The 18,187-nt window shown below is 70.3% G+C and carries 19 protein-coding genes; 9 read left to right on the forward strand and 10 right to left on the reverse strand.

Going from position 1 to position 18,187, the window contains the following annotated elements:
- The first annotated feature begins 67 nt into the window (after nucleotides 1–67).
- Entirely contained in the window at nucleotides 68–1,045 is a 978-nt protein-coding gene (locus tag ACWC1K_RS09530; protein ID WP_450830343.1) for an ABC transporter ATP-binding protein, read from the forward strand.
- Nucleotides 1,032–1,913 (forward strand): ABC transporter permease, encoded by an 882-nt coding sequence (locus ACWC1K_RS09535; RefSeq protein ID WP_450829879.1) that lies wholly within the window; start codon nucleotides 1,032–1,034, stop codon nucleotides 1,911–1,913. The genes ACWC1K_RS09530 and ACWC1K_RS09535 overlap by 14 nt, the downstream gene beginning before the upstream one ends.
- Here ACWC1K_RS09535 and ACWC1K_RS09540 read toward each other — a convergent pair.
- The gene (locus ACWC1K_RS09540) at nucleotides 1,903–2,412 is read right to left on the reverse strand and encodes a DUF6668 family protein (RefSeq protein ID WP_450829881.1); all 510 of its coding nucleotides are present in this window, start codon (nucleotides 2,410–2,412) and stop codon (nucleotides 1,903–1,905) included. The two genes, ACWC1K_RS09535 and ACWC1K_RS09540, sit on opposite strands and share 11 nt — an antisense overlap.
- Before the next feature lie 235 nt (nucleotides 2,413–2,647).
- Here ACWC1K_RS09540 and ACWC1K_RS09545 point away from each other — a divergent pair, with 235 nt between their 5' ends.
- A complete protein-coding gene (locus tag ACWC1K_RS09545) occupies nucleotides 2,648–3,895 on the forward strand; it encodes a tetratricopeptide repeat protein (RefSeq protein ID WP_450829882.1) in 1,248 nt (415 codons plus the stop codon).
- A 12-nt stretch (nucleotides 3,896–3,907) separates the two neighbouring features.
- Here ACWC1K_RS09545 and ACWC1K_RS09550 read toward each other — a convergent pair whose 3' ends face one another.
- From ACWC1K_RS09550 to ACWC1K_RS09565, 4 genes are all read right to left on the reverse strand, one after another.
- Nucleotides 3,908–4,852, reverse strand: a complete 945-nt coding sequence (locus ACWC1K_RS09550) for a M28 family metallopeptidase (protein WP_450829884.1) — start codon at nucleotides 4,850–4,852, stop codon at nucleotides 3,908–3,910.
- Nucleotides 4,853–4,988: 136 nt separating this feature from the next.
- Nucleotides 4,989–5,459: a VOC family protein gene (locus tag ACWC1K_RS09555; RefSeq protein WP_450829886.1), complete on the reverse strand. Its 471-nt coding sequence runs from the start codon at nucleotides 5,457–5,459 to the stop codon at nucleotides 4,989–4,991.
- A 201-nt stretch (nucleotides 5,460–5,660) separates the two neighbouring features.
- Nucleotides 5,661–6,611 carry an EamA family transporter RarD gene (gene rarD / locus ACWC1K_RS09560; RefSeq protein WP_450829888.1) on the reverse strand — a complete coding sequence of 317 codons (951 nt, stop codon included), beginning with the start codon at nucleotides 6,609–6,611 and terminating at the stop codon, nucleotides 5,661–5,663.
- A 132-nt stretch (nucleotides 6,612–6,743) separates the two neighbouring features.
- A complete protein-coding gene (locus ACWC1K_RS09565; protein WP_450829890.1) occupies nucleotides 6,744–7,598 on the reverse strand; it encodes an SDR family oxidoreductase in 855 nt (284 codons plus the stop codon).
- Nucleotides 7,599–7,692: 94 nt separating this feature from the next.
- On the opposite strand from ACWC1K_RS09565, the gene ACWC1K_RS09570 reads away from it, so the two are divergent.
- The 3 genes from ACWC1K_RS09570 to ACWC1K_RS09580 all read left to right on the forward strand — a co-directional run bounded on the left by ACWC1K_RS09570 (nucleotide 7,693) and on the right by ACWC1K_RS09580 (nucleotide 8,770).
- Nucleotides 7,693–8,103, forward strand: coding sequence for a winged helix-turn-helix transcriptional regulator (locus ACWC1K_RS09570; RefSeq protein ID WP_450829891.1), 411 nt, complete (start codon nucleotides 7,693–7,695; stop codon nucleotides 8,101–8,103).
- A 175-nt stretch (nucleotides 8,104–8,278) separates the two neighbouring features.
- Entirely contained in the window at nucleotides 8,279–8,479 is a 201-nt protein-coding gene (locus tag ACWC1K_RS09575; protein WP_450829893.1) for a hypothetical protein, read from the forward strand.
- Entirely contained in the window at nucleotides 8,480–8,770 is a 291-nt protein-coding gene (locus ACWC1K_RS09580) for a DUF6082 family protein (RefSeq protein WP_450829895.1), read from the forward strand. It begins immediately after the preceding gene.
- 479 nt (nucleotides 8,771–9,249) lie between these two features.
- Here ACWC1K_RS09580 and ACWC1K_RS09585 read toward each other — a convergent pair whose 3' ends face one another.
- The 5 genes from ACWC1K_RS09585 to ACWC1K_RS09605 all read right to left on the reverse strand — a co-directional run bounded on the left by ACWC1K_RS09585 (nucleotide 9,250) and on the right by ACWC1K_RS09605 (nucleotide 16,162).
- Nucleotides 9,250–10,329: a 2-oxoacid:ferredoxin oxidoreductase subunit beta gene (locus tag ACWC1K_RS09585; RefSeq protein WP_450829897.1), complete on the reverse strand. Its 1,080-nt coding sequence runs from the start codon at nucleotides 10,327–10,329 to the stop codon at nucleotides 9,250–9,252.
- The gene (locus tag ACWC1K_RS09590) at nucleotides 10,322–12,250 is read right to left on the reverse strand and encodes a 2-oxoacid:acceptor oxidoreductase subunit alpha (protein ID WP_450829899.1); all 1,929 of its coding nucleotides are present in this window, start codon (nucleotides 12,248–12,250) and stop codon (nucleotides 10,322–10,324) included. The genes ACWC1K_RS09585 and ACWC1K_RS09590 overlap by 8 nt, the downstream gene beginning before the upstream one ends.
- A gap of 278 nt (nucleotides 12,251–12,528) precedes the next feature.
- Nucleotides 12,529–13,188 carry a LuxR C-terminal-related transcriptional regulator gene (locus ACWC1K_RS09595; RefSeq protein WP_450830345.1) on the reverse strand — a complete coding sequence of 220 codons (660 nt, stop codon included), beginning with the start codon at nucleotides 13,186–13,188 and terminating at the stop codon, nucleotides 12,529–12,531.
- 293 nt (nucleotides 13,189–13,481) lie between these two features.
- The gene (locus ACWC1K_RS09600) at nucleotides 13,482–14,840 is read right to left on the reverse strand and encodes a sensor histidine kinase (protein WP_351462545.1); all 1,359 of its coding nucleotides are present in this window, start codon (nucleotides 14,838–14,840) and stop codon (nucleotides 13,482–13,484) included.
- Between the two features lie 128 nt (nucleotides 14,841–14,968).
- A complete protein-coding gene (locus ACWC1K_RS09605) occupies nucleotides 14,969–16,162 on the reverse strand; it encodes a sensor histidine kinase (protein WP_450829901.1) in 1,194 nt (397 codons plus the stop codon).
- Nucleotides 16,163–16,389: 227 nt separating this feature from the next.
- On the opposite strand from ACWC1K_RS09605, the gene ACWC1K_RS09610 reads away from it, so the two are divergent.
- The 3 genes from ACWC1K_RS09610 to ACWC1K_RS09620 form a co-directional block, all read left to right on the forward strand.
- Nucleotides 16,390–16,797 carry an NADH-quinone oxidoreductase subunit A gene (locus tag ACWC1K_RS09610; RefSeq protein ID WP_351462541.1) on the forward strand — a complete coding sequence of 136 codons (408 nt, stop codon included), beginning with the start codon at nucleotides 16,390–16,392 and terminating at the stop codon, nucleotides 16,795–16,797.
- Complete coding sequence (locus tag ACWC1K_RS09615) at nucleotides 16,788–17,426, forward strand: NADH-quinone oxidoreductase subunit B (RefSeq protein WP_450829903.1); 639 nt, start codon at nucleotides 16,788–16,790, stop codon at nucleotides 17,424–17,426. Before ACWC1K_RS09610 ends, ACWC1K_RS09615 begins: the two co-directional genes overlap by 10 nt.
- A partial coding sequence (locus ACWC1K_RS09620; RefSeq protein ID WP_450829905.1) for an NADH-quinone oxidoreductase subunit C occupies nucleotides 17,423–18,187 on the forward strand: 765 nt, incomplete at its 3' end. The genes ACWC1K_RS09615 and ACWC1K_RS09620, both read left to right, overlap by 4 nt.

Genomic DNA, 18,187 nt, shown 5'->3' on the forward strand with positions numbered 1-18,187 from the left:
GCTCGTACGTAGTCACTGTACGTAGCCGCCGCGCGAGAGGCAGCACATGCACGAATCGAGGAAGCCGATGGACGAGGAGTCCGCCACGGAGCCGGAGCGGAGCGAGCCGCCGGGTGACAGCGTCATCGCCACCCGTGGGCTCACCAAGCGCTACCGCGGCGGACAACTCGCCGTCGACGGCCTGGACCTGAGCGTCCCGGCGGGCAGCGTCTTCGGCTTCCTCGGTCCGAACGGCTCGGGCAAGACCACCACCATCCGCATGCTGATGGGCCTGATCGAGCCCACCTCGGGTGCTGCGCGCGTGCTTGGACAGCCCATGCCGCGGGCCTCGCGCGCCGTGCTCCCGCACGTCGGCGCCCTCATCGAGGGCCCCGCCCTGTACGGCTTCCTCTCCGGCCGCGACAACCTGCTGCGTTACGACGCCGCCGACCCGACCGCCGATCCGCGCACCCGCCGTACCCGCGTCGCGGCCGCGCTGGACCGGGTGGGCCTGACCGCGGCGGCCGGCAAGAAGGCGAAGGCGTACTCCCTGGGCATGAAGCAGCGGCTCGGCCTCGCGGCGGCGCTGCTCCAGCCCCGCAGACTGCTGGTGCTCGACGAGCCGACCAACGGGCTCGACCCGCAGGGAATGCGCGAAATCCGTTCCCTGATCAGGGAGTTGGCCTCCGACGGCACCACGGTCTTCCTCTCCTCCCACCTCCTCGACGAGATCGAGCAGGTCTGCACCCACGCCGCGGTGATGGCGCAGGGCCGTCTGATCACCCAGGGCGCCGTGTCCGACCTGGCCGCGGGGGTGCGCGGCCGGCTGGTCGTCACCACGCCCGACCCCGGGGACGCGGCCCGGGTGCTGAAGGAGCAGGGCGCCGCCGACGTCGTCGTCACCGACGACCGGGTGAGCGCCGAGCCCCCGGACCGCGACCTCGCCGAGGTGAACGCCGCGCTGGTCACGGCCGGCATCCGCGTCCGCGGCTTCGGCGTGGAACGGGCGTCCCTGGAGGACGCGTTCGTGGCGCTGACGGGGGAGGGCTTCGATGTCGCAGGCTGAAGCAGTGGGCGGGCTCCGCACTCCACGCCTGCTGTGGACCTTCGGGCTCCTGCGCAGCGAACTGCTCACCACCTTCCGGCGCTGGCGCACCCTCGCCCTGCTCGCGGTGCTCGCCGCCGTCCCGGTCCTGGTCGGCATCGCAGTCAAGATCGAGACCGGCGACGGTTCCTCGGCCGGCCCCGGTCGTGGCGGAGGCGGTCCCGCGTTCATCTCGCAGATCACCAACAACGGCCTGTTCCTGGTGTTCACCGCGCTGGCCGCGACGCTGCCGTTCTTCCTGCCGATGGCGATCGGTGTCATCGCGGGTGATGCCATCGCCGGCGAGGCGAACTCGGGCACCCTGCGCTATCTGCTGGTCGCCCCCGCAGGCCGCACCCGTCTGCTGCTCACCAAGTACGCGACCGTGATGGTCTTCTGCCTGGTCGCCACCCTCGTGGTGGCCGTCTCGGCACTCACCGTCGGGGCGATACTCTTCCCGCTCGGCGATCTGACGACCATCTCCGGCACGCAGATCAGCTTCACCGAGGGCCTGGGCAGAGCCCTGCTCATCGCCCTGGTCGTCGCCGTGTCCCTCATCGGCGTCGCCGCACTCGGCCTGTTCGTCTCCACCCTGACCGGCAGCGGCATCGCCGCGATGGCGACGACCGTCGGACTGCTGATCACCGTCCAGATCCTCGACCAGATACCCCAGCTCCATGCGATACAGCCGTACTTCTTCTCGCATTACTGGCTGTCCTTCGCCGACCTGATGCGCGACCCGGTCTACTGGGACGACCTGGTGAAGAACCTCGAGATCCAGGCCCTGTACGCGGCCGTGTTCGGTTCGGCGGCGTGGGCGCGGTTCACGGCGAAGGACATCACCGCCTAGCCGCCCCCGTGAGGCGGGCCAGCGCCTCCGTCTCGCGCGGCGGCCTTCCGCCGAGGTCACCGAGGCGCCAGTCGGACACCCAGGGCACGCGGTAGACGTCGATGAGCGACTCGATCAGCCGCACCTGCCGGTCGAGGGGCCGCGGCAACCGTCCGGGAGCGTCCGCGACGAGTACGACCGCGTCGAGGTCGAGCCCCGGCGGGACCTCCCCGAGGCGGAAGACCTCCAGGGTGCGCAGGGCGGCCGCCAGCCCCGACGCATGCGTACGGGCGACGAGCAGCACGGACCGCGGGTCCTCGGGGCCGGGCCAGGCACGGCCGCAGTCGTGACCGCCGTAGACGGCGGCGAGTGTGGACGCGCCCGCGCCGCCGTGCGTGCCCACCCAGGAGTATCGGCGGGCGGTGGCGACGGACGGGGCGGGCCGCTGCGGTCCCGGCTCCGGTACGGTGACCGGGCCGCGGATCCAGATCTCAGGTCCCTGCTGCACGTCCGTCCGCATGCCCGCCTTCCTCCCTCGTACACCCACCGGTGCTCCGGGCGACGGGGGCGGGTTCCTGGGACGAGTCTGTGACGCCATGGTGACCGGAGAACCGGCAGCGACCGGCGAGACTCAACAGTACGTGCACGAACGGATCTTGACGCCGGGGGAGCGGAAACCCGACGGCGGGAGGGAGCACCATGGAACCCGAACGCGCTGTCCGCAGACTCCCCGACGCATCCGAGTGAGGGAACCGATGGCTCGACTCAGCCGCGAGAAGCAGCGGGAACACAAGCGCGCCGAGGGCTCCACGGCCCTGGTGGGAGCACCGATCGACGTTCGCGTACCCGAAACCGGTGCGGTCGGCGCCTGGGTCGGCGGTGTGCCGGTCACCGCGGCCGCCGGCGAGGAGATCCAGCAGACCGTCCTGAACCACCTCCACCGCATCGCCCTCGCCACCGGCCACCCCGTCCACGCCACCGTGCACGACGAGCGGATCGGCTGCGTCGTACACCTTCAGGTGGACACGGACGGGGCCAGCAGTTTCACCGGGGAACCCGTAGGGATGACTGTTCCGGCGGCGGAGGGTCCACAGCCCCCACCGCCCCAGTCCGGGCTGCCGCCCCAGGGGGACAAGCCGACACATGTGCTGCGGGCGACGCCCGCGGAGCCCGCGCGGGAGAGCCCCCCGACGTTCGTGCTGCGTGCGCTGCCGCAACCGGTACAGGACAGGGCCCCGGGCACGGTGGCGGCCCCGACCGGCGAGTTCGGCCCGCCCCCGCCGATGGACGCGGTCCCGCGGCGCCACCCGGAACCCCAGGACGCACCCGTCCCCGCGAAGGAATCCGCGCCTCCCGAGGAATCCGCACCCCGCAAGGAATCCGCGGCCGCCCCCGCCCCCCACCGCTCGACGACCGGCCCCCTCCTCCTGGTCCCCCCGGACCCGGCCCTCGATCCCGACCCCAAGCCCACCCCCGCCCGCGGCTTCGACGCCGTGGCCGAGGCCGTCCTCGGTGACGAACCGCCCACCGCTCCCGCCTTCCTCGCGGAGCCGATGGCGCAGATCAACGAGGCCGTGAAGGCGGGGCGGACGGACACGGCGGCCGGGCTGGCCGAGACCACGGTCGAGAAGGCGTCGGCGGCGCTCGGGCCGGAGCACACCGAAGTGCTCCGGCTGCGCGAACTCACCGCGTACATCGCCTACTTGGCGGGCGAGCCGATCCGCGCGTTCCGGCTCTCGCTCGACCTGGCCCGGATCCACCGTCGCGCCCGGGACGCGGAGGCGGCCTACGGCAACATCCAGAGCGCGGCCTCCGCCTGGCGCGCCGTGCGCGATCCGCATCAGGGTCTGGACCTCGGCCGCGAACTGATCGGCCTGTGGGCCGAGCTCGCTGCGGAGGGTGGCCCGGCGGCCGAGGACATCGAGCGGCTGGAGTCGGCCCGCGCCCGCATGGGCCGGCTCACCGAACGCGCCCGCAAGTCGGCCCAGCAGACGTCGGGTTGACGATCCGGGCGGCTACTGAGACAGCTTCCACACCGCATGGGCGATGGCGTCGCTGTTGCGGTCCAGAGCGGTGTCGTCGATGTTGGTCGCCGTGTCGCAGGAACGGTGGTAGCAGGCGTCGAAGGCCTTCCCCGACGTACCGCCCCAGTTGGCCGCCTGCGCCGCCGTCTTCACGTAGTCGGCGCCGCTGAACAGCCCGCCCACGGGGACGCCCGCGTCCTTGAACGGCGCGTGGTCGGAGCGGCCGTCCCCCTCGGTCTCGGGCTCGGTGGCGATGCCGAGTCCGGTGAAGTAGTCCTTGAACGTCTTCTCGATCGCCGGGTCGTCGTCGTAGACGAAGTAACCGGGATTCGGCGAGCCGATCATGTCGAAGTTCAGATAGCCGCTGATCTTCGAGCGATTCGCGGCCGAGAGGCCGTCGACGTAGCGGCTGGAGCCGACGAGGCCCAGCTCCTCCGCGCCCCACCAGGCGAAACGCAGATGCTTGGCGGGGTGGTAGTCGGCCCGTGAGACGGCGAGGGCGGTCTCCAGGACGGCGGCCGAGCCGGAGCCGTTGTCGTTGATGCCTGGCCCCCTGCTGACGCTGTCCAGGTGGGAGCCGGCCATGACGACCTGGTCGGCGTTCCCGCCCGGCCAGTCGGCGATCAGGTTGTATCCGGTGCGGCCGGAGGACGTGAACTGCTGGACGGCGGTGGTGAATCCGGCCGCGTCCAGCTTCGCCCTCACATAGTCGAGCGAGGCCTTGTAGCCGGCGCTGCCGTGCGCGCGGTTGCCGCCGTTGGCGGTGGCGATGGACTGCAGCTGGGCGAGGTGGGCCTTGACGTTCGCCACAGAAATGTCGGGCGCGGCTGCCGCCGCAGCCGAGGGCGCCGCACCGGCCGTGGAACCACCGGTCAGGAGCATGACAACCGATACGCCGACGGCTGCCACCGCACGCCCGGAAACGGAGAAGTTCATGTGGGGGGCTCCGAATTCCTTGGATTGAATTGGGTCCCCGGATGGTGAATCCTTTACCAATCACCCGTCAAGAGCGTTATCAGGACAGTCGTTTCGCATAACGGATCATCCGGCCCACGGGGACCCCCGCTGTGACCTACTGCACGCAGAACTCGTTGCCCTCCGGGTCCGCCATCACCACCCACTCCCCGGCGGGCTCCTTCACCCGCCGCAGCACGCTCGCCCCCAGCCCCACCAGCCGCTCGACCTCGCCGTCCCGGCGCCCCTCGCCGGGGTGCAGATCGAGATGCAGCCGGTTCTTGACGCTCTTCGCCTCCGGCACCCGCTGGAACAGCAGCCGCCGCCCGAGTCCCGTCCCCCGCTCCTTGTCGTAGGGATCGTCCGGATGCCGTACGGCGATCAGGTCCCGGAAGGCCCGGCGCCCATGGAACTCGACGGTGGCCGCGACAGGCAGCGCCCCGAGCTCCAGCAGCCCCTCGACGAACGCACTGTTGTCCTCGACCTCGTACCGCAGCGCGGCGGCCCAGAAGTCGGCCTGCGCATGGGGGTCGGCCGCGTCGATGACGAGCTTCCAGTGAACGGGGGTGGCTTCGGATGTCTGCGTCATGGGACCACTTATAGCGGTCGGGTACGACACTCGGCCTGTCCGGTGACGGCGGTCGGGGAGACGCTCAGCCTGTCCGGTGACAGCGGTCGGGGAGACGCTCAGCCTGTCCGGTGACAGCGGTCGCGTACGACACTCGGCCCGTCCGGCGTTTGAGGACGCGGCCGTTCAGGCCGACACGGGGCCCGGGGGCAGAGCCCCCGGTCAGGCGTCCACCGCGGCGGGCGGCGCCGCCTCGACCCTCGGCACGCCCACCTCGCTCCGCAAGCGCAGCGCCCCGCGCCAGGCATCCCAGGTCAGCAGACACAAGGCGACCCACACCAAGGCAAACCCGGCCCACCGCTCCACCGGCATCGCCTCATGGAAGTACAGAACCCCGAGCAGAAACTGAAACACCGGCGCCAGATACTGCAGCAGCCCCAGCGTCGACAACGGCACCCGAATCGCCGCCGCCCCGAAACACACCAGCGGCAGCGCGGTCACCACCCCGGTCGCGGCGAGCAACGCCCCGTGCCCCACCCCTTGCGTGGTGAACGTCGACGACCCCCGTGAGCTCAGCCACAGCAGATAACCCACCGCGGGCAGGAACTGGATCGCGGTCTCCGCGGCCAGCGACTCGATCCCGCCGAGCCCGACCTTCTTCTTCACCAGCCCGTACGTCGCGAACGAGAAGGCGAGCGTGAGCGAGATCCACGGAGGCTGCCCGTATCCCACCGTGAGCACGACCACCGCGACGAAGCCGGTCCCGACCGCCACCCACTGCACGGGCCGCAGCCGCTCCTTCAGGATCAGCACGCCCATGGCGATGGTGACCAGCGGGTTGATGAAGTACCCGAGCGAGGCCTCGACCACATGCCCGGTGTTCACGGACCAGATGTACACGCCCCAGTTGACGGTGATGACGGCCGCGGCGACCGCGACGAGCCCCAGCCGGCGCGGCTGCCGCAGCAGCTCGCCCGCCCAGGCCCAGCGCCGCATCGCCACGAGTGCGGCGCCCACGAAGACAAGGGACCAGGCCATCCGGTGGGCGAGGATCTCGACCGCGCCGGCGGGCTTCAGCAGGGGCCAGAAGAGGGGGACGAGTCCCCACATCCCGTAGGCGGCGAAGCCGTTCAGCAGTCCTATGTGCCGCTCGCCCCTCGACTTCCCGGTCACGGGCCTCCTCCTCACCTCGTCGCGCACGCGTGCCAGGCAGAAGGTAACGCCGAACGCCCCCGCCTGTCATGCCTGTATCGCCATACGGTCATGACAGGCGGGGGTGTCGCACCCCGGGTGCCCGGGAGAGCGTCAGCCCTTGACCGCCACCGCGATCGCGTCGGCGAGCGGGGTGGTCGGACGGCCGGCCAGGCGGGACAGGTCGCCGGTGGAGACGACCAGCTCGCCCTTCTCGATGGAGGCGTCCACGCCCGCAAAAACGGCGGCGAGCGGGCCGGGCAGCCCGGCGCCGGTCAGGATCCCGGTGTAGGCCTCGACCGAGACGGGGTTGTAGACGATCTCCTTGCCGGTCTGCTTGCTGAGCTCGGCCGCGTACTCGGCGAAGCTCCACGCCTCGTCGCCGCCCAGCTCGTACGTCTTGTTCTCGTGGCCCTCGCCGGTCAGTACGGCGACGGCGGCGGCCGCGTAGTCGGCGCGCGAGGCGGAGGAGACCCGGCCCTCACCGGCGGCGGCGACGACGGCGTTGTGCTCCAGCACGGGGGCCAGGTTCTCGGTGTAGTTCTCGTGGTACCAGCCGTTGCGCAGCAGCGTGAACGGCACGCCGGAGGCGAGAAGGGCCTCCTCGGTGCCGCGGTGGTCGTCGACGAGCGCGGCCGTCAGGCTGCCGGGGGCGCTGGTGTAGGCGAGCAGGGCGACGCCGGCGGCCTTCGCGGCCTCGATGACCACCTTGTGCTGGCCGACTCGGCCCTTGTCGAACTCGTTGCCGGAGATGAGCAGCACCTTGTCACCGGCCGAGAAGACGCTGTCGAAGGTCTCGGGCGCGTTGTAGTCGGCGACCGCGAGCTTCACCCCGCGCGCGGCGAAGTCGGCGCCCTTCGCCTCGTCGCGTACGACGGCGGTGATCTGCTCTGCCGGGACCTTCTCCAGCAGCTGCTCCACGACATGACGGCCAAGGTGTCCGGTGGACCCGGTGACGACGATGCTCATGATCTGCGATCTCCTTGTGGGGTGCGGATGTGTCACTAACCCTAGGAGTGGCGCTAACTATTGGAAAGTACCCACTTTGAAGTAAGGTACTGTCATGGCAGTAAGTACTCCGGAATCCGCCGTCGAGCCGGTACCCGTCGGCAAGTACGACACCGGCGAGGCGATGTGCCCCTACCGCCTCGTCCTGGAACACCTCACCAGCCGCTGGGGCGTCCTGGTCCTGATCGAACTCCTGGAGCGCCCCTACCGCTTCAGCGAGCTGCGCCGGGCCATCGGCCGCGTCAGCGAGAAGATGCTCACCCAGACCCTGCAGACCCTGGAGCGCGACGGACTGGTGCACCGCGACGCCAAGCCGGTGATCCCGCCGAGGGTCGACTACTCCCTGACCGACCTCGGGCGCGAGGCGGCGCAGCAGGTGCGGGCCCTGGCGGTGTGGACCGAGCAGCGGATGGACGCCGTACAGCAGGCCCGGGACGCGTACGACGCGGCGAAGCGGCAGCGCTGAGCAGGGCTGACGTGTCCGTCGGCGGCTGCCGGACGCGGGCGCCCGCCGGGCACACGAGTGTCAGGGCGTCCAGGGGTATGAGGGGTTTGTCCCTCCATGCGCCCCCTCTCCGCCTCACGTGTCGCCCAACGGCCCCGGGCCGTTCTGCAGTGGTGGCGGGCTGAGACTCATGTGGGTGTCCTTCGCCCGTGGCGTCGGCCGCCGGCGTCTGGAGCAGCTGCTGGCCGAGCTGGTGCAGCAGCTTCCGCTCATGACCGAGGAGATGCGCCGGGCCAATCTCATCCAGCACTACCGCCTCATCGTGGAGCAGAACGATCCCTCGCCCGCCGAGGCGTCTAGCACGCGGGGCAGCCTCTCCGATGCCAGGCGCCGATAGATGATCTTCGCCAACCGGCAGTACGGCTCCCTGGCGCTCGCCCACCAGGTCGGACCGATCGGCTGGGATGAACTCCTCGGCCAACTCAGGGTGTTGTGCATCAACTCCGTGTTCGCCGAGTACTGGGACCGCACCGTCGAGCGCCGGTGGAGCCTGCGTCAGGACGCCGTGGAGGCGAAAATCGGCGCGGCCGTCCACAGGATGACGGAGGAACTGGCGGAGGAGCCGGACGAGTGGTGGGTGGTGGGCTCCGTGCCCGAGCCGAAGCCCGAGCCCCCGGCGCACGGCTGATTGCGTGTGCAGCACGGGCACTTCGGCGAGTGAGTGTGAGCGCAGCCCACCTGGGTCATGCTCTGTTCCCGGCGGCCTTTCGGTGCCGCTGCCAACACGGCGGCGGCCCCCTGCTCGCAACAGGAGGCCACCGATTTTCGACAGCAAGAACCGCCAACCCGCAGGAGGTCACGATTCCTACCGAGAAGGAGCCTACGGGCTCCCACCCGCAAAGCAACTCTGACCAGCGCCTCGACGGCCCCCCGCTCGGCGCGAAGCTGCAGAACAGGCGCCTGAGTCTGCGCCGCGCGCAGGTTCGCCGGTTGCTGGAGACCGCGAGTGACGAACTCGTGCGCTGGGCGGTGAAGGCGTCCACAACGGCAATTGCCGCGTGGACGGTCTACTGGATCGAGCACCGCTGATCCAGGGCCGGCGGGGAGCGTCCGAGGTGCTCCCCGCCGGTCCCCCTTGTCCAGAGGGTGACGGCCAGCCGGCGACCGTCAGCCGACGACCGTCCAGGTGTCCCCGCCCGCCAGCAGCGCGGCCAGGTCGCCCTTGCCGTTCTGCACGATCGCCGTGTCCAGCTGGTCGGCCATCTGGGTGTCGTACACCGGCCGGTCCACCGACCGCAACACACCGATCGGGGTGTTGTGCAGGGTGTCCGGGTCGGCCAGCCGGGACAGGGCGAAGGCGGTGGTCGCCGACTCGGCGTGGGCGTCGTGGACCAGAATCCGGGACTCGTTGTCCGCGGTCACGTCGACCACCTTCAGGTCACCGGTGACCGTATCCCGGACGACGCCCTTGGACAGGTTGCTGCCGAAGCGGATCGGCTGCCCGTGCTCGAGCCGGATCACCGCCTCTTCCGCCTGCTGCTTGTCTTTCAGTGCCTCGAAGGCGCCGTCGTTGAAGATGTTGCAGTTCTGGTAGATCTCGATCAGCGCGGTGCCCGGGTGGGCGGCCGCCTGGCGCAGCACCTCGGTCAGATGTTTGCGGTCGGAGTCGATGGTGCGGGCGACGAAGGAGGCCTCCGCGCCGATCGCCAGCGACACCGGGTTGAAGGGGGCGTCCAGCGAGCCCATCGGCGTCGACTTGGTGATCTTGCCGACCTCCGAGGTCGGCGAGTACTGCCCCTTGGTCAGGCCGTAGATCCGGTTGTTGAACAGCAGGATCTTGAGGTTCACATTGCGGCGCAGCGCGTGGATGAGGTGGTTGCCGCCGATGGACAGGGCGTCGCCGTCACCGGTGACCACCCACACCGACAGGTCCCGCCGGCTGGCGGCGAGCCCGGTCGCGATGGCGGGCGCCCGGCCGTGGATCGAGTGCATGCCGTACGTGTTCATGTAGTACGGGAAGCGGGACGAGCAGCCGATGCCCGAGACGAAGACGATGTTCTCCTTGGCGAGGCCAAGCTCCGGCATGAAGCCCTGGACGGCCGCCAGGATCGCGTAGTCACCGCAGCCGGGGCACCAGCGCACTTCCTGGTCGGACTTGAAGTCCTTCATGGACTGGCGGGCCTCGGCCTTGGGGACGAGCGAGAGCGCCTCGATCGTGCCCGTGCCTTCCGTGGACGTCTCAGCCATCGATGGCCTCCTTGAGAGCCGTGGCGAGCTGCTCAGCCTTGAACGGCATACCGTTCACCTGGTTGTACGAGTGGGCGTCGACCAGGTACTTCGCCCGGATCAGCAGGGCGAGCTGCCCGAGGTTCATCTCGGGAATCACCACTTTGTCGTAACGCTTCAAGACCGCGCCGAGATTCCTCGGGAAGGGGTTCAGGTGCCGCAGATGGGCCTGCGCGATGGACTCCCCGGCCGTGCGCAGCCGCCGTACCGCCGCCGTGATCGGTCCGTAGGTCGAACCCCAGCCGAGCACCAGCGTGCGCGCCTCGTGCGGGTCGTCGACCTCCAGCTCCGGCACGTCGATGCCGTCGATCTTGGCCTGCCGGGTGCGGACCATGAAGTCGTGGTTGGCGGGGGCGTACGAGATGTTCCCGGTCCCGTCCTCCTTCTCGATACCGCCGATGCGGTGTTCGAGGCCGGGCGTGCCGGGGATGGCCCAGGGGCGGGCGAGGGTCTGCGGATCGCGCTTGTACGGCCAGAAGACCTCGGTGCCGTCCTCCAGGGTGTGGTTCGGGCCCTGCGCGAACTGCACGGTCAGATCCGGGAGCTCGTCCGGTTCGGGGATGCGCCAGGGCTCCGAGCCGTTGGCCAGATAGCCGTCGGAGAGCAGCATCACCGGGGTGCGGTACGTCAGCGCGATCCGCGCCGCCTCCATGGCCGCGTCGAAGCAGTCGGCCGGGGTTCTGGGGGCGATCACCGGGACCGGGGCCTCGCCGTTGCGCCCGAACATGGCCTGCAGCAGATCGGCCTGCTCGGTCTTGGTCGGCAGACCGGTGGACGGCCCGCCGCGCTGGATGTCGATGACGAGCAGCGGCAGTTCCAGCGAGACGGCGAGCCCGATGGTCTCGCTCTTGAGCGCCACACCCGGGCCGGAGGTCGTCGTCACCCCCAGCGAGCCGCCGAAGGCCGCGCCCAGTGCCGCGCCGATGCCGGCGATCTCGTCCTCGGCCTGGAAGGTCCGTACGCCGAAGTTCTTGTGCTTGCTCAGCTCGTGCAGGATGTCCGAGGCCGGAGTGATCGGGTACGAGCCCAGGAACAGCGGCAGGTCGGCCTGGCGCGAGGCGGCGATCAGGCCGTAGGCGAGGGCCAGGTTCCCGGAGATGTTGCGGTAGGTGCCGGTCGGGAAGGCGGTCGTGGCCGGGGCGATCTCGTAGGAGACCGCGAAGTCCTCCGTCGTCTCGCCGAAGTTCCAGCCCGCGCGGAAGGCGGCGAGGTTGGCCTCGGCGATCTGGGGCTTCTTCGCGAACTTGGTCCGCAGGAACTTCTCGGTGCCCTCGGTCGGCCGGTGGTACATCCAGCTCAGCAGCCCCAGCGCGAACATGTTCTTGCTGCGCTCGGCCTCCTTGCGGGAGAGATCGAACTCCTTCAGCGCCTCGACCGTCAGTGTCGTCAGCGGCACCTCGTGCAGGCTGTACCCGTCGAGCGAGCCGTCCTCCAGCGGAGAGACGGCGTACCCGACCTTCTGCATCGCCCGTTTGGTGAACTCGTCCGTGTTGACGATGATCTCCGCGCCGCGCGGCAGGTCGGCGATGTTGGCCTTAAGGGCGGCGGGGTTCATGGCGACCAGCACATTGGGCGCGTCGCCCGGGGTGAGGATGTCGTGGTCGGCGAAGTGGAGCTGGAAGGACGAGACACCCGGCAGGGTCCCGGCAGGGGCCCGGATCTCGGCGGGGAAGTTCGGAAGAGTGGACAGATCGTTCCCGAAGGACGCGGTCTCGGAGGTGAAACGGTCACCGGTGAGCTGCATACCGTCACCGGAGTCCCCCGCGAAGCGGATGATCACCCGGTCCAGCTTGCGTACGTCCTTCGCTCCGCCCGGCCCCCGCTGCTCTCCGACGACGGCTCCGTCTGCCTGCTCCGCTGTCCTGCTGACCTGGCTGGTCACTGAACTGGACCTCCCTCGAGGCGGCTGTCTGGGACCGGCCTTCCCGTAGGCCTTCCCAAAATCAACCCTACGTCGGTTAGGGTCGCCTTCCCGTGGCCATTCGCATCATGGACACGGTTTTGAGGCGGTTCGACGCCCTGACTTGTCATGATTTCTCGCCCCCCGGCGCTCCCAGTGAAGACGCTCCGTGCGATGGGTTCGGTTCTAGGGCTGGACGGACGCCGGACGGGCAGTGGATCGACGACTGAACGCGCGCCTACTGACTCAGTGTCAGCCCGTCAGGAGTTCAGATAGGTGAGGACCGCGAGAACGCGCCGGTGATCCCCGTCACTCTGGGACAGCCCCAGCTTCAGGAAGATGTTGCTGACGTGCTTCTCCACCGCGCCGTCGCTCACGACCAGCTGCCGCGCGATCGCCGAGTTGGTCCGCCCCTCGGCCATCAGCCCCAGCACCTCCCGCTCCCGCGGGGTGAGCCCGGCCAGCACGTCCTGCTTACGGCTGCGCCCGAGCAGCTGCGCGACCACTTCCGGGTCCAGCGCGGTACCCCCCTGCGCCACCCGCACCACGGCATCCACGAACTCCCGGACCTCGGCGACCCGGTCCTTGAGCAGATATCCGACGCCATGACTGGAACCGGCCAGCAGTTCGGTCGCGTAGCGCTCCTCCACGTACTGCGACAGCACGAGCACACCGAGCCCCGGATGGGCCTTGCGCAGTTGCACCGCGGCCCGTACCCCTTCGTCGGTGTGCGTCGGCGGCATCCGCACGTCCGCGACCACGACATCGGGCAGCTCACCCTGCGCGTCCAGCTCGGTGATGGTCTTGATCAGCGCGTCCCCGTCACCCACCCCGGCGACCACGTCATGCCCACGGTCGGTCAACAGCCGGGTCAGCCCCTCCCTGAGCAGCACTGAATCCTCGGCGATGACCACCTGCACCCTGTCCTCCACGATCCCCGGTCCCCCCAGCCCGACTCCGTCTGCCAGTAGTCCAGCATTCCAGCATTCGGACCCGGCTGCCTCGGACCAACGGGAATCAACGGGAATACGTGCACGGTACGACTGGTTCCGGCCGGGCACTTTCAGCCCGTCCGGCGTTTGAGGACGAGGCCCTTCAGGCTGATCGGGGGTCCAGGGGACGAAGCCCCCTGGCGGGGCGGCAGGGGCAGCGCCCAGGGGAGGGGCGGCGGGAGCGACCTGGATCCATCAACGGCTCCGCCGCGGGCCGGCGCTCACCCCAGCGCCCGCTCCCCCCGCCACGGCAACTCCGCGGTCACCCGCGTAGGCCCCCCCACCGGCGAATCCACCACCAGAATCCCGTCCACCGCATCCAGCCGCTCAGCAAGCCCCCCGAGCCCCGACCCCCCGGAGGCATCCGCGCCACCCACACCGTTGTCCACGACCTGCACCATCAGCCGGCTCTCCACCCGCCACACGTCCACCGCAGCCCACGTCGCCCGCGCATGCTTGCTGATGTTCTGCAGCAGCTCCGACACCGTGAAGTACGCGATCCCCTCGATCGCCGGCGCCGGCCGCTCCACCAGATCCACCTCCACCTGCACCGGCACAGTGCACCGCGAGGCCACGGCGGACAGCGCCGCATCCAGCCCCCGGTCCGTCAGCACCGCCGGATGAATCCCGCGCGCCAGATCCCGCAGCTCCTGCAGCGCCGTCTTCACCTCACCGTGCGCCTCGTCCACCATCCGCGCCGCCGCCCGCGGATCCTCCGCCAGCTTCTCCTTCGCCAGCCCCAGATCCATGGCCAGGGCCACCAGCCGGGCCTGCGCCCCGTCGTGCAGATCCCGCTCGATCCGCCGCAGATCCGCAGCCGCCGTGTCCACCACCACGCCCCGGTCCGACTCCAGCTCCACCACCCGCGTCGCCAGCCGGGACGGCCCGAGCAGCCCGTGCACCAGCACCCGGTCCACCATCGTCAGCGCCCGCACGATCCACGGCGTGGCCAGCGTGAACAACAGCCCCACCAGCGCCGTGACGGTGATCTCGAAGGGGTTGTCGAGGTAGATGCTGTGGCTGCCGTCGCCGTACAGCTGAAGCCCGCCCTGACCGCCGTACATCGGGAAGAGCCAGAACCACAGCGGATACGTCAGCAGCCCCCACCCGTACGCCCAGAAGTTCACGGCGACCACGAACGAGAACACCGACCACGGGAACTGCACCAGCGCGTACAGCAGCGCCCGCCACGACGTGCCGCTCTTCAGCACGGCCCCCATCCAGGCCATCACCCCGGGCTTGCGCATCCGCAGCGGCTCCGGTTCGGCCACCTCGAGGCCCAGCAGCCCCCGCGCCCGCGCCCGCTCCAGTGCCCCGAAGCCGCGGCAGCCGGCCAGGCCCGCCGCCAGCACCGGAATGCCAAGGAACGTCACCAGCAGCCCCGCACCGAGCGACACCATCGTGACGGCGTAGACGAAGAGCATGATGCCGATCGGCAGGCTCAGCAGCACATACCCGAACTCGCGCCAGCTGCGCCCCTCGAACGGTGCCCGCAGCCCGGCCGGCAGCCGGCGCCGCGTTCCCTCGGTGAAGGCGAGCCCGCTGTCGTGCCCGTAGCCCTGTCCGTACTCCGTGGCCATCGGCGTCGTCCGTTCTACTCGTCCCGTTCGCCCTGTCCGGCTGCGGCTGTAATGCCGTACCCCCACACTGCTGCGCCGCAGGTCCGCGGACCATGGAGGCCGTCGGCCTCTTGGAAGGGGGGTTTTCCCTACCCCTTGCCGGGCGCGCGGTCGCGCCACGGCAGCTCCGCCGTGATCACGGTCGGGCCGCCCTGCGGCGAGTCGATGACGAACAGTCCGTCCACGGCGTCCAGCCGGTCGGCGAGCCCTTGCATCCCCGAGCCGCCGTCGAGGCGCGCGCCCCCGCTGCCGTCGTCCTCGACCTGGATGAGCAGCCGGTCCGTCGCCCGCCACACCTCGACGGACGCGGTCTTCGCCGCGCTGTGCTTGCTGACGTTCTGCAGCAGTTCGGACACGGTGAAATAGGCGATGCCCTCGATCGCCGCGGCAGGCCGCGAGGCCAGATCGACCGTCACCTTCACGGGCACCGTGCAGCGTGAGGCGACCGCGGACAGCGCGGCATCGAGCCCCCGGTCCGTCAGTACGGCGGGATGGATCCCCCTGGCCAGATCCCGCAGCTCCTGCAGCGCGAGCTTCACCTCCCCGTGCGCCTCCGCGACCATCTCCGCCGCCGAGTCGGGGTCTTCCAGGAGCTTCTCCTTGGCCAGACCGAGACCCATCGCCAGGTTGACCAGGCGGGCCTGCGCCCCGTCGTGCAGATCGCGCTCGATCCGCCGCAGATCGGCGTTGGCCGTGTCGACCACGACCCCCCGGTCCGACTCCAGCTCCGCGATACGCCGCTCCAGCTCGTCGGAGGGCGACAGCAGCCCGCGCACCATCGCCCGGTCGGCGTTGGCCAGCCCCCTCGCGATGAACGGCAGCACCGGCCACAGCACGAACAGCGAGGTCAGCGTGAGGGCAAAGGTCAGGATCCCCCAGGGCAGCCGGATGAAGTCGTACAGCACCGTCCGCCAGCCCACCGGGTCCTTCACCCGCATCCACATCCACGGGAGGAAGCCGGTGCCGCGTCCGGGCAGCCGGCTCGGCTCGTCCACCCGCACCCCGAGCAGCTTCCTGGCCCGCGCCCGCTCCATCCAGCCCAGCAGCCGCGCGCCGGTCAGACCCGCCGCCAGCAGCGGGAACCCGATCACCGTCACGGTCAGCCAGAAGCCGGTGAACAGCACCGTCACGACGTAGACGAACCCGATCAGTGACACCGGAAGGTTCGCCAGCAGATGCGCGATCTCCTTCCAGGTGTGCCGGTCGTAGGCGAAACGGGCAGGCGGCAGACGGTCGCCGTCACCTTCCTGGGCCCCCATCGGGCGCGCGTGTCGTTCGGTCATATGGGCTAGCGTGCCGCGCGCCGCGCGCCCGCGCCATGAGGTCGGCCGCCCCCGTCCCCTGGGGAAAACCCCACCCCGGCAGCTCCTCGGCGGCTTCCTGGCATCTCAAGGTCGTCTCAAGCGGTGACGGGCTGCTTACCGTCTCTTTATCAGGGCCTAGACTCCCGTGCGTACAGATCGTCGAACAGCAGCGTTCATCAAGGTCGCAGGGAGCGAGGGGTACGAACGTGCGGGAATCGACCGTCGCCGATACGACCGTCGTCGCGGCGGACTACTTCCAGTCGTACTCGGTCGTCGGACTGCTCGCCGTCGTCGGCGTGCTCTTCGTCGCCGTCGCCTTCGGCGCCGGCCGACTGCTGCGGCCCGTGGTCCCCACCCCCGAGAAACTCCTGACGTACGAGTGCGGAGTCGACCCCGTCGGCGAGGGCTGGGCCCACACCCAGGTCCGCTACTACGTCTACGCCTTCCTGTACGTCATCTTCGCCGTCGACTCGATCTTCCTGTTCCCCTGGGCGACGGTGTTTGCCGCGCACGGGTACGGCGTGACCACACTGGTGGAGATGTTCATCTTCCTCGGCTTCCTGGCCGTGGGCCTGCTGTACGCATACAAGAAGGGCGTCCTGGCATGGACGTGACGACGCCGGACACCAACGGTCAGCCCGTACTCCTCCCGGAGCCGAAACGGCTGGGCGCCCTCGCCCGCCTGGCGCCCGAGCCGATGAAGGTGGTCCTGAACTGGGGCCGCCGGTACTCGCTGTGGGTCTTCAACTTCGGCCTCGCCTGCTGCGCGATCGAGTTCATCGCCGCGTCGATGGCCCGCCACGACTTCATCCGCCTGGGCGTCATCCCCTTCGCGCCGGGTCCCCGCCAGGCCGACCTGATGGTCGTGTCCGGCACGGTCACGGACAAGATGGCCCCGGCCGTGAAGCGCCTGTACGAACAGATGCCGGAACCCAAGTACGTCATCTCCTTCGGCGCCTGCAGCAACTGCGGCGGCCCCTACTGGGACTCCTACTCCGTCACCAAGGGCGTCGACCAGATCATCCCGGTCGACGTCTACGTCCCCGGCTGCCCGCCCCGCCCCGAGGCCCTCCTCCAGGGCATCCTCAAGCTCCAGGAGAAGATCGCCCGGGAGTCGCTGGGGGAGCGGTACGCAACCGGACCGGCCCGCCCCTCGGCGGCGGCCCTGCAGAGCGGCCTGGTGAAGCCACCGGCTGCCGGATCCCCGTCGGCTCCCGACGCTCCTTCGGGGGAGGAGCGATGAGCACGGTCGGCTGGCTCCCCGCCCCCGCCGACGAGCTGTTCGGTCCGGAGGCCACCGCCGAGGAGTCGTACGAACTCCTGACGGTCGACGTCCCGCCGGCGACCTGGGTGGAAGCGCTGGAGGTGGCGCGCGACCGGCTGTCGTGCACCTACTTCGACTGGCTCAGCGCGGTCGACGAACCGGGCACGGGTTTCCGCGTCTCGGCCCATGTCGTCTCCCTGTCTCCCGTGCGCCGTCTGCTGCTGCGCACCACGGTCCCGCACGAGGCGCCGACACTGGCCTCCGCCGTCGGCGTCTACGCGGGCGCGGCCTGGCACGAACGCGAGACCCACGAGATGTTCGGCGTCGTCTTCGAGGGCCACCCCGCCCTGGACCACCTCCTCCTCCCGGAAACCTTCGAAGGCCACCCCCTGCGCAAGGACTTCGTCCTGGCCGCCCGCGTGGCCAAGGCCTGGCCGGGCGCCAAGGAACCCGGCGAGTCCGACCACGGCGGCCCCAAGCGCCGCCAGATGCTCCCCCCGGGCGTCCCCGACCCGAACGAATGGGGCCCTCTGAAGGGCCAACTCCCCCCTGCCCCGGCCCGCCCCACCCGAGCCGCAGGCCGCCCCCCGGCCGACCGCGCAGCAGGCGACCGCCCGGTACGCCGCGCCCGCTCAGCAGCGCAGGGCTCGGCAAGCCAGGCAACCCCGGCTCCGGCTGAGGGCGCCGAGGCGGCTCCGGCTGCTCCGCGGCGGGCGCGGTCGGCGGGGGAAGGATCGGCG

The sequence above is a fragment of the Streptomyces sp. NPDC001492 genome (assembly GCF_053597275.1).

Bases quoted from the DNA above. Each gene is read 5' to 3' on its own strand.
- ACWC1K_RS09530 (WP_450830343.1), top strand. From the start codon at position 68: ATGGACGAGGAGTCCGCCACGGAGCCGGAGCGGAGCGAGCCGCCGGGT.
- ACWC1K_RS09535 (WP_450829879.1), top strand. From the start codon at position 1,032: ATGTCGCAGGCTGAAGCAGTGGGCGGGCTCCGCACTCCACGCCTGCTG.
- ACWC1K_RS09540 (WP_450829881.1), bottom strand. From the start codon at position 2,412: ATGCGGACGGACGTGCAGCAGGGACCTGAGATCTGGATCCGCGGCCCG.
- ACWC1K_RS09545 (WP_450829882.1), top strand. From the start codon at position 2,648: ATGGCTCGACTCAGCCGCGAGAAGCAGCGGGAACACAAGCGCGCCGAG.
- ACWC1K_RS09550 (WP_450829884.1), bottom strand. From the start codon at position 4,852: ATGAACTTCTCCGTTTCCGGGCGTGCGGTGGCAGCCGTCGGCGTATCG.
- ACWC1K_RS09555 (WP_450829886.1), bottom strand. From the start codon at position 5,459: ATGACGCAGACATCCGAAGCCACCCCCGTTCACTGGAAGCTCGTCATC.
- ACWC1K_RS09565 (WP_450829890.1), bottom strand. From the start codon at position 7,598: ATGAGCATCGTCGTCACCGGGTCCACCGGACACCTTGGCCGTCATGTC.
- ACWC1K_RS09570 (WP_450829891.1), top strand. From the start codon at position 7,693: ATGGCAGTAAGTACTCCGGAATCCGCCGTCGAGCCGGTACCCGTCGGC.
- ACWC1K_RS09580 (WP_450829895.1), top strand. From the start codon at position 8,480: ATGATCTTCGCCAACCGGCAGTACGGCTCCCTGGCGCTCGCCCACCAG.
- ACWC1K_RS09585 (WP_450829897.1), bottom strand. From the start codon at position 10,329: ATGGCTGAGACGTCCACGGAAGGCACGGGCACGATCGAGGCGCTCTCG.
- ACWC1K_RS09600 (WP_351462545.1), bottom strand. From the start codon at position 14,840: ATGGCCACGGAGTACGGACAGGGCTACGGGCACGACAGCGGGCTCGCC.
- ACWC1K_RS09605 (WP_450829901.1), bottom strand. From the start codon at position 16,162: ATGACCGAACGACACGCGCGCCCGATGGGGGCCCAGGAAGGTGACGGC.
- ACWC1K_RS09615 (WP_450829903.1), top strand. From the start codon at position 16,788: ATGGACGTGACGACGCCGGACACCAACGGTCAGCCCGTACTCCTCCCG.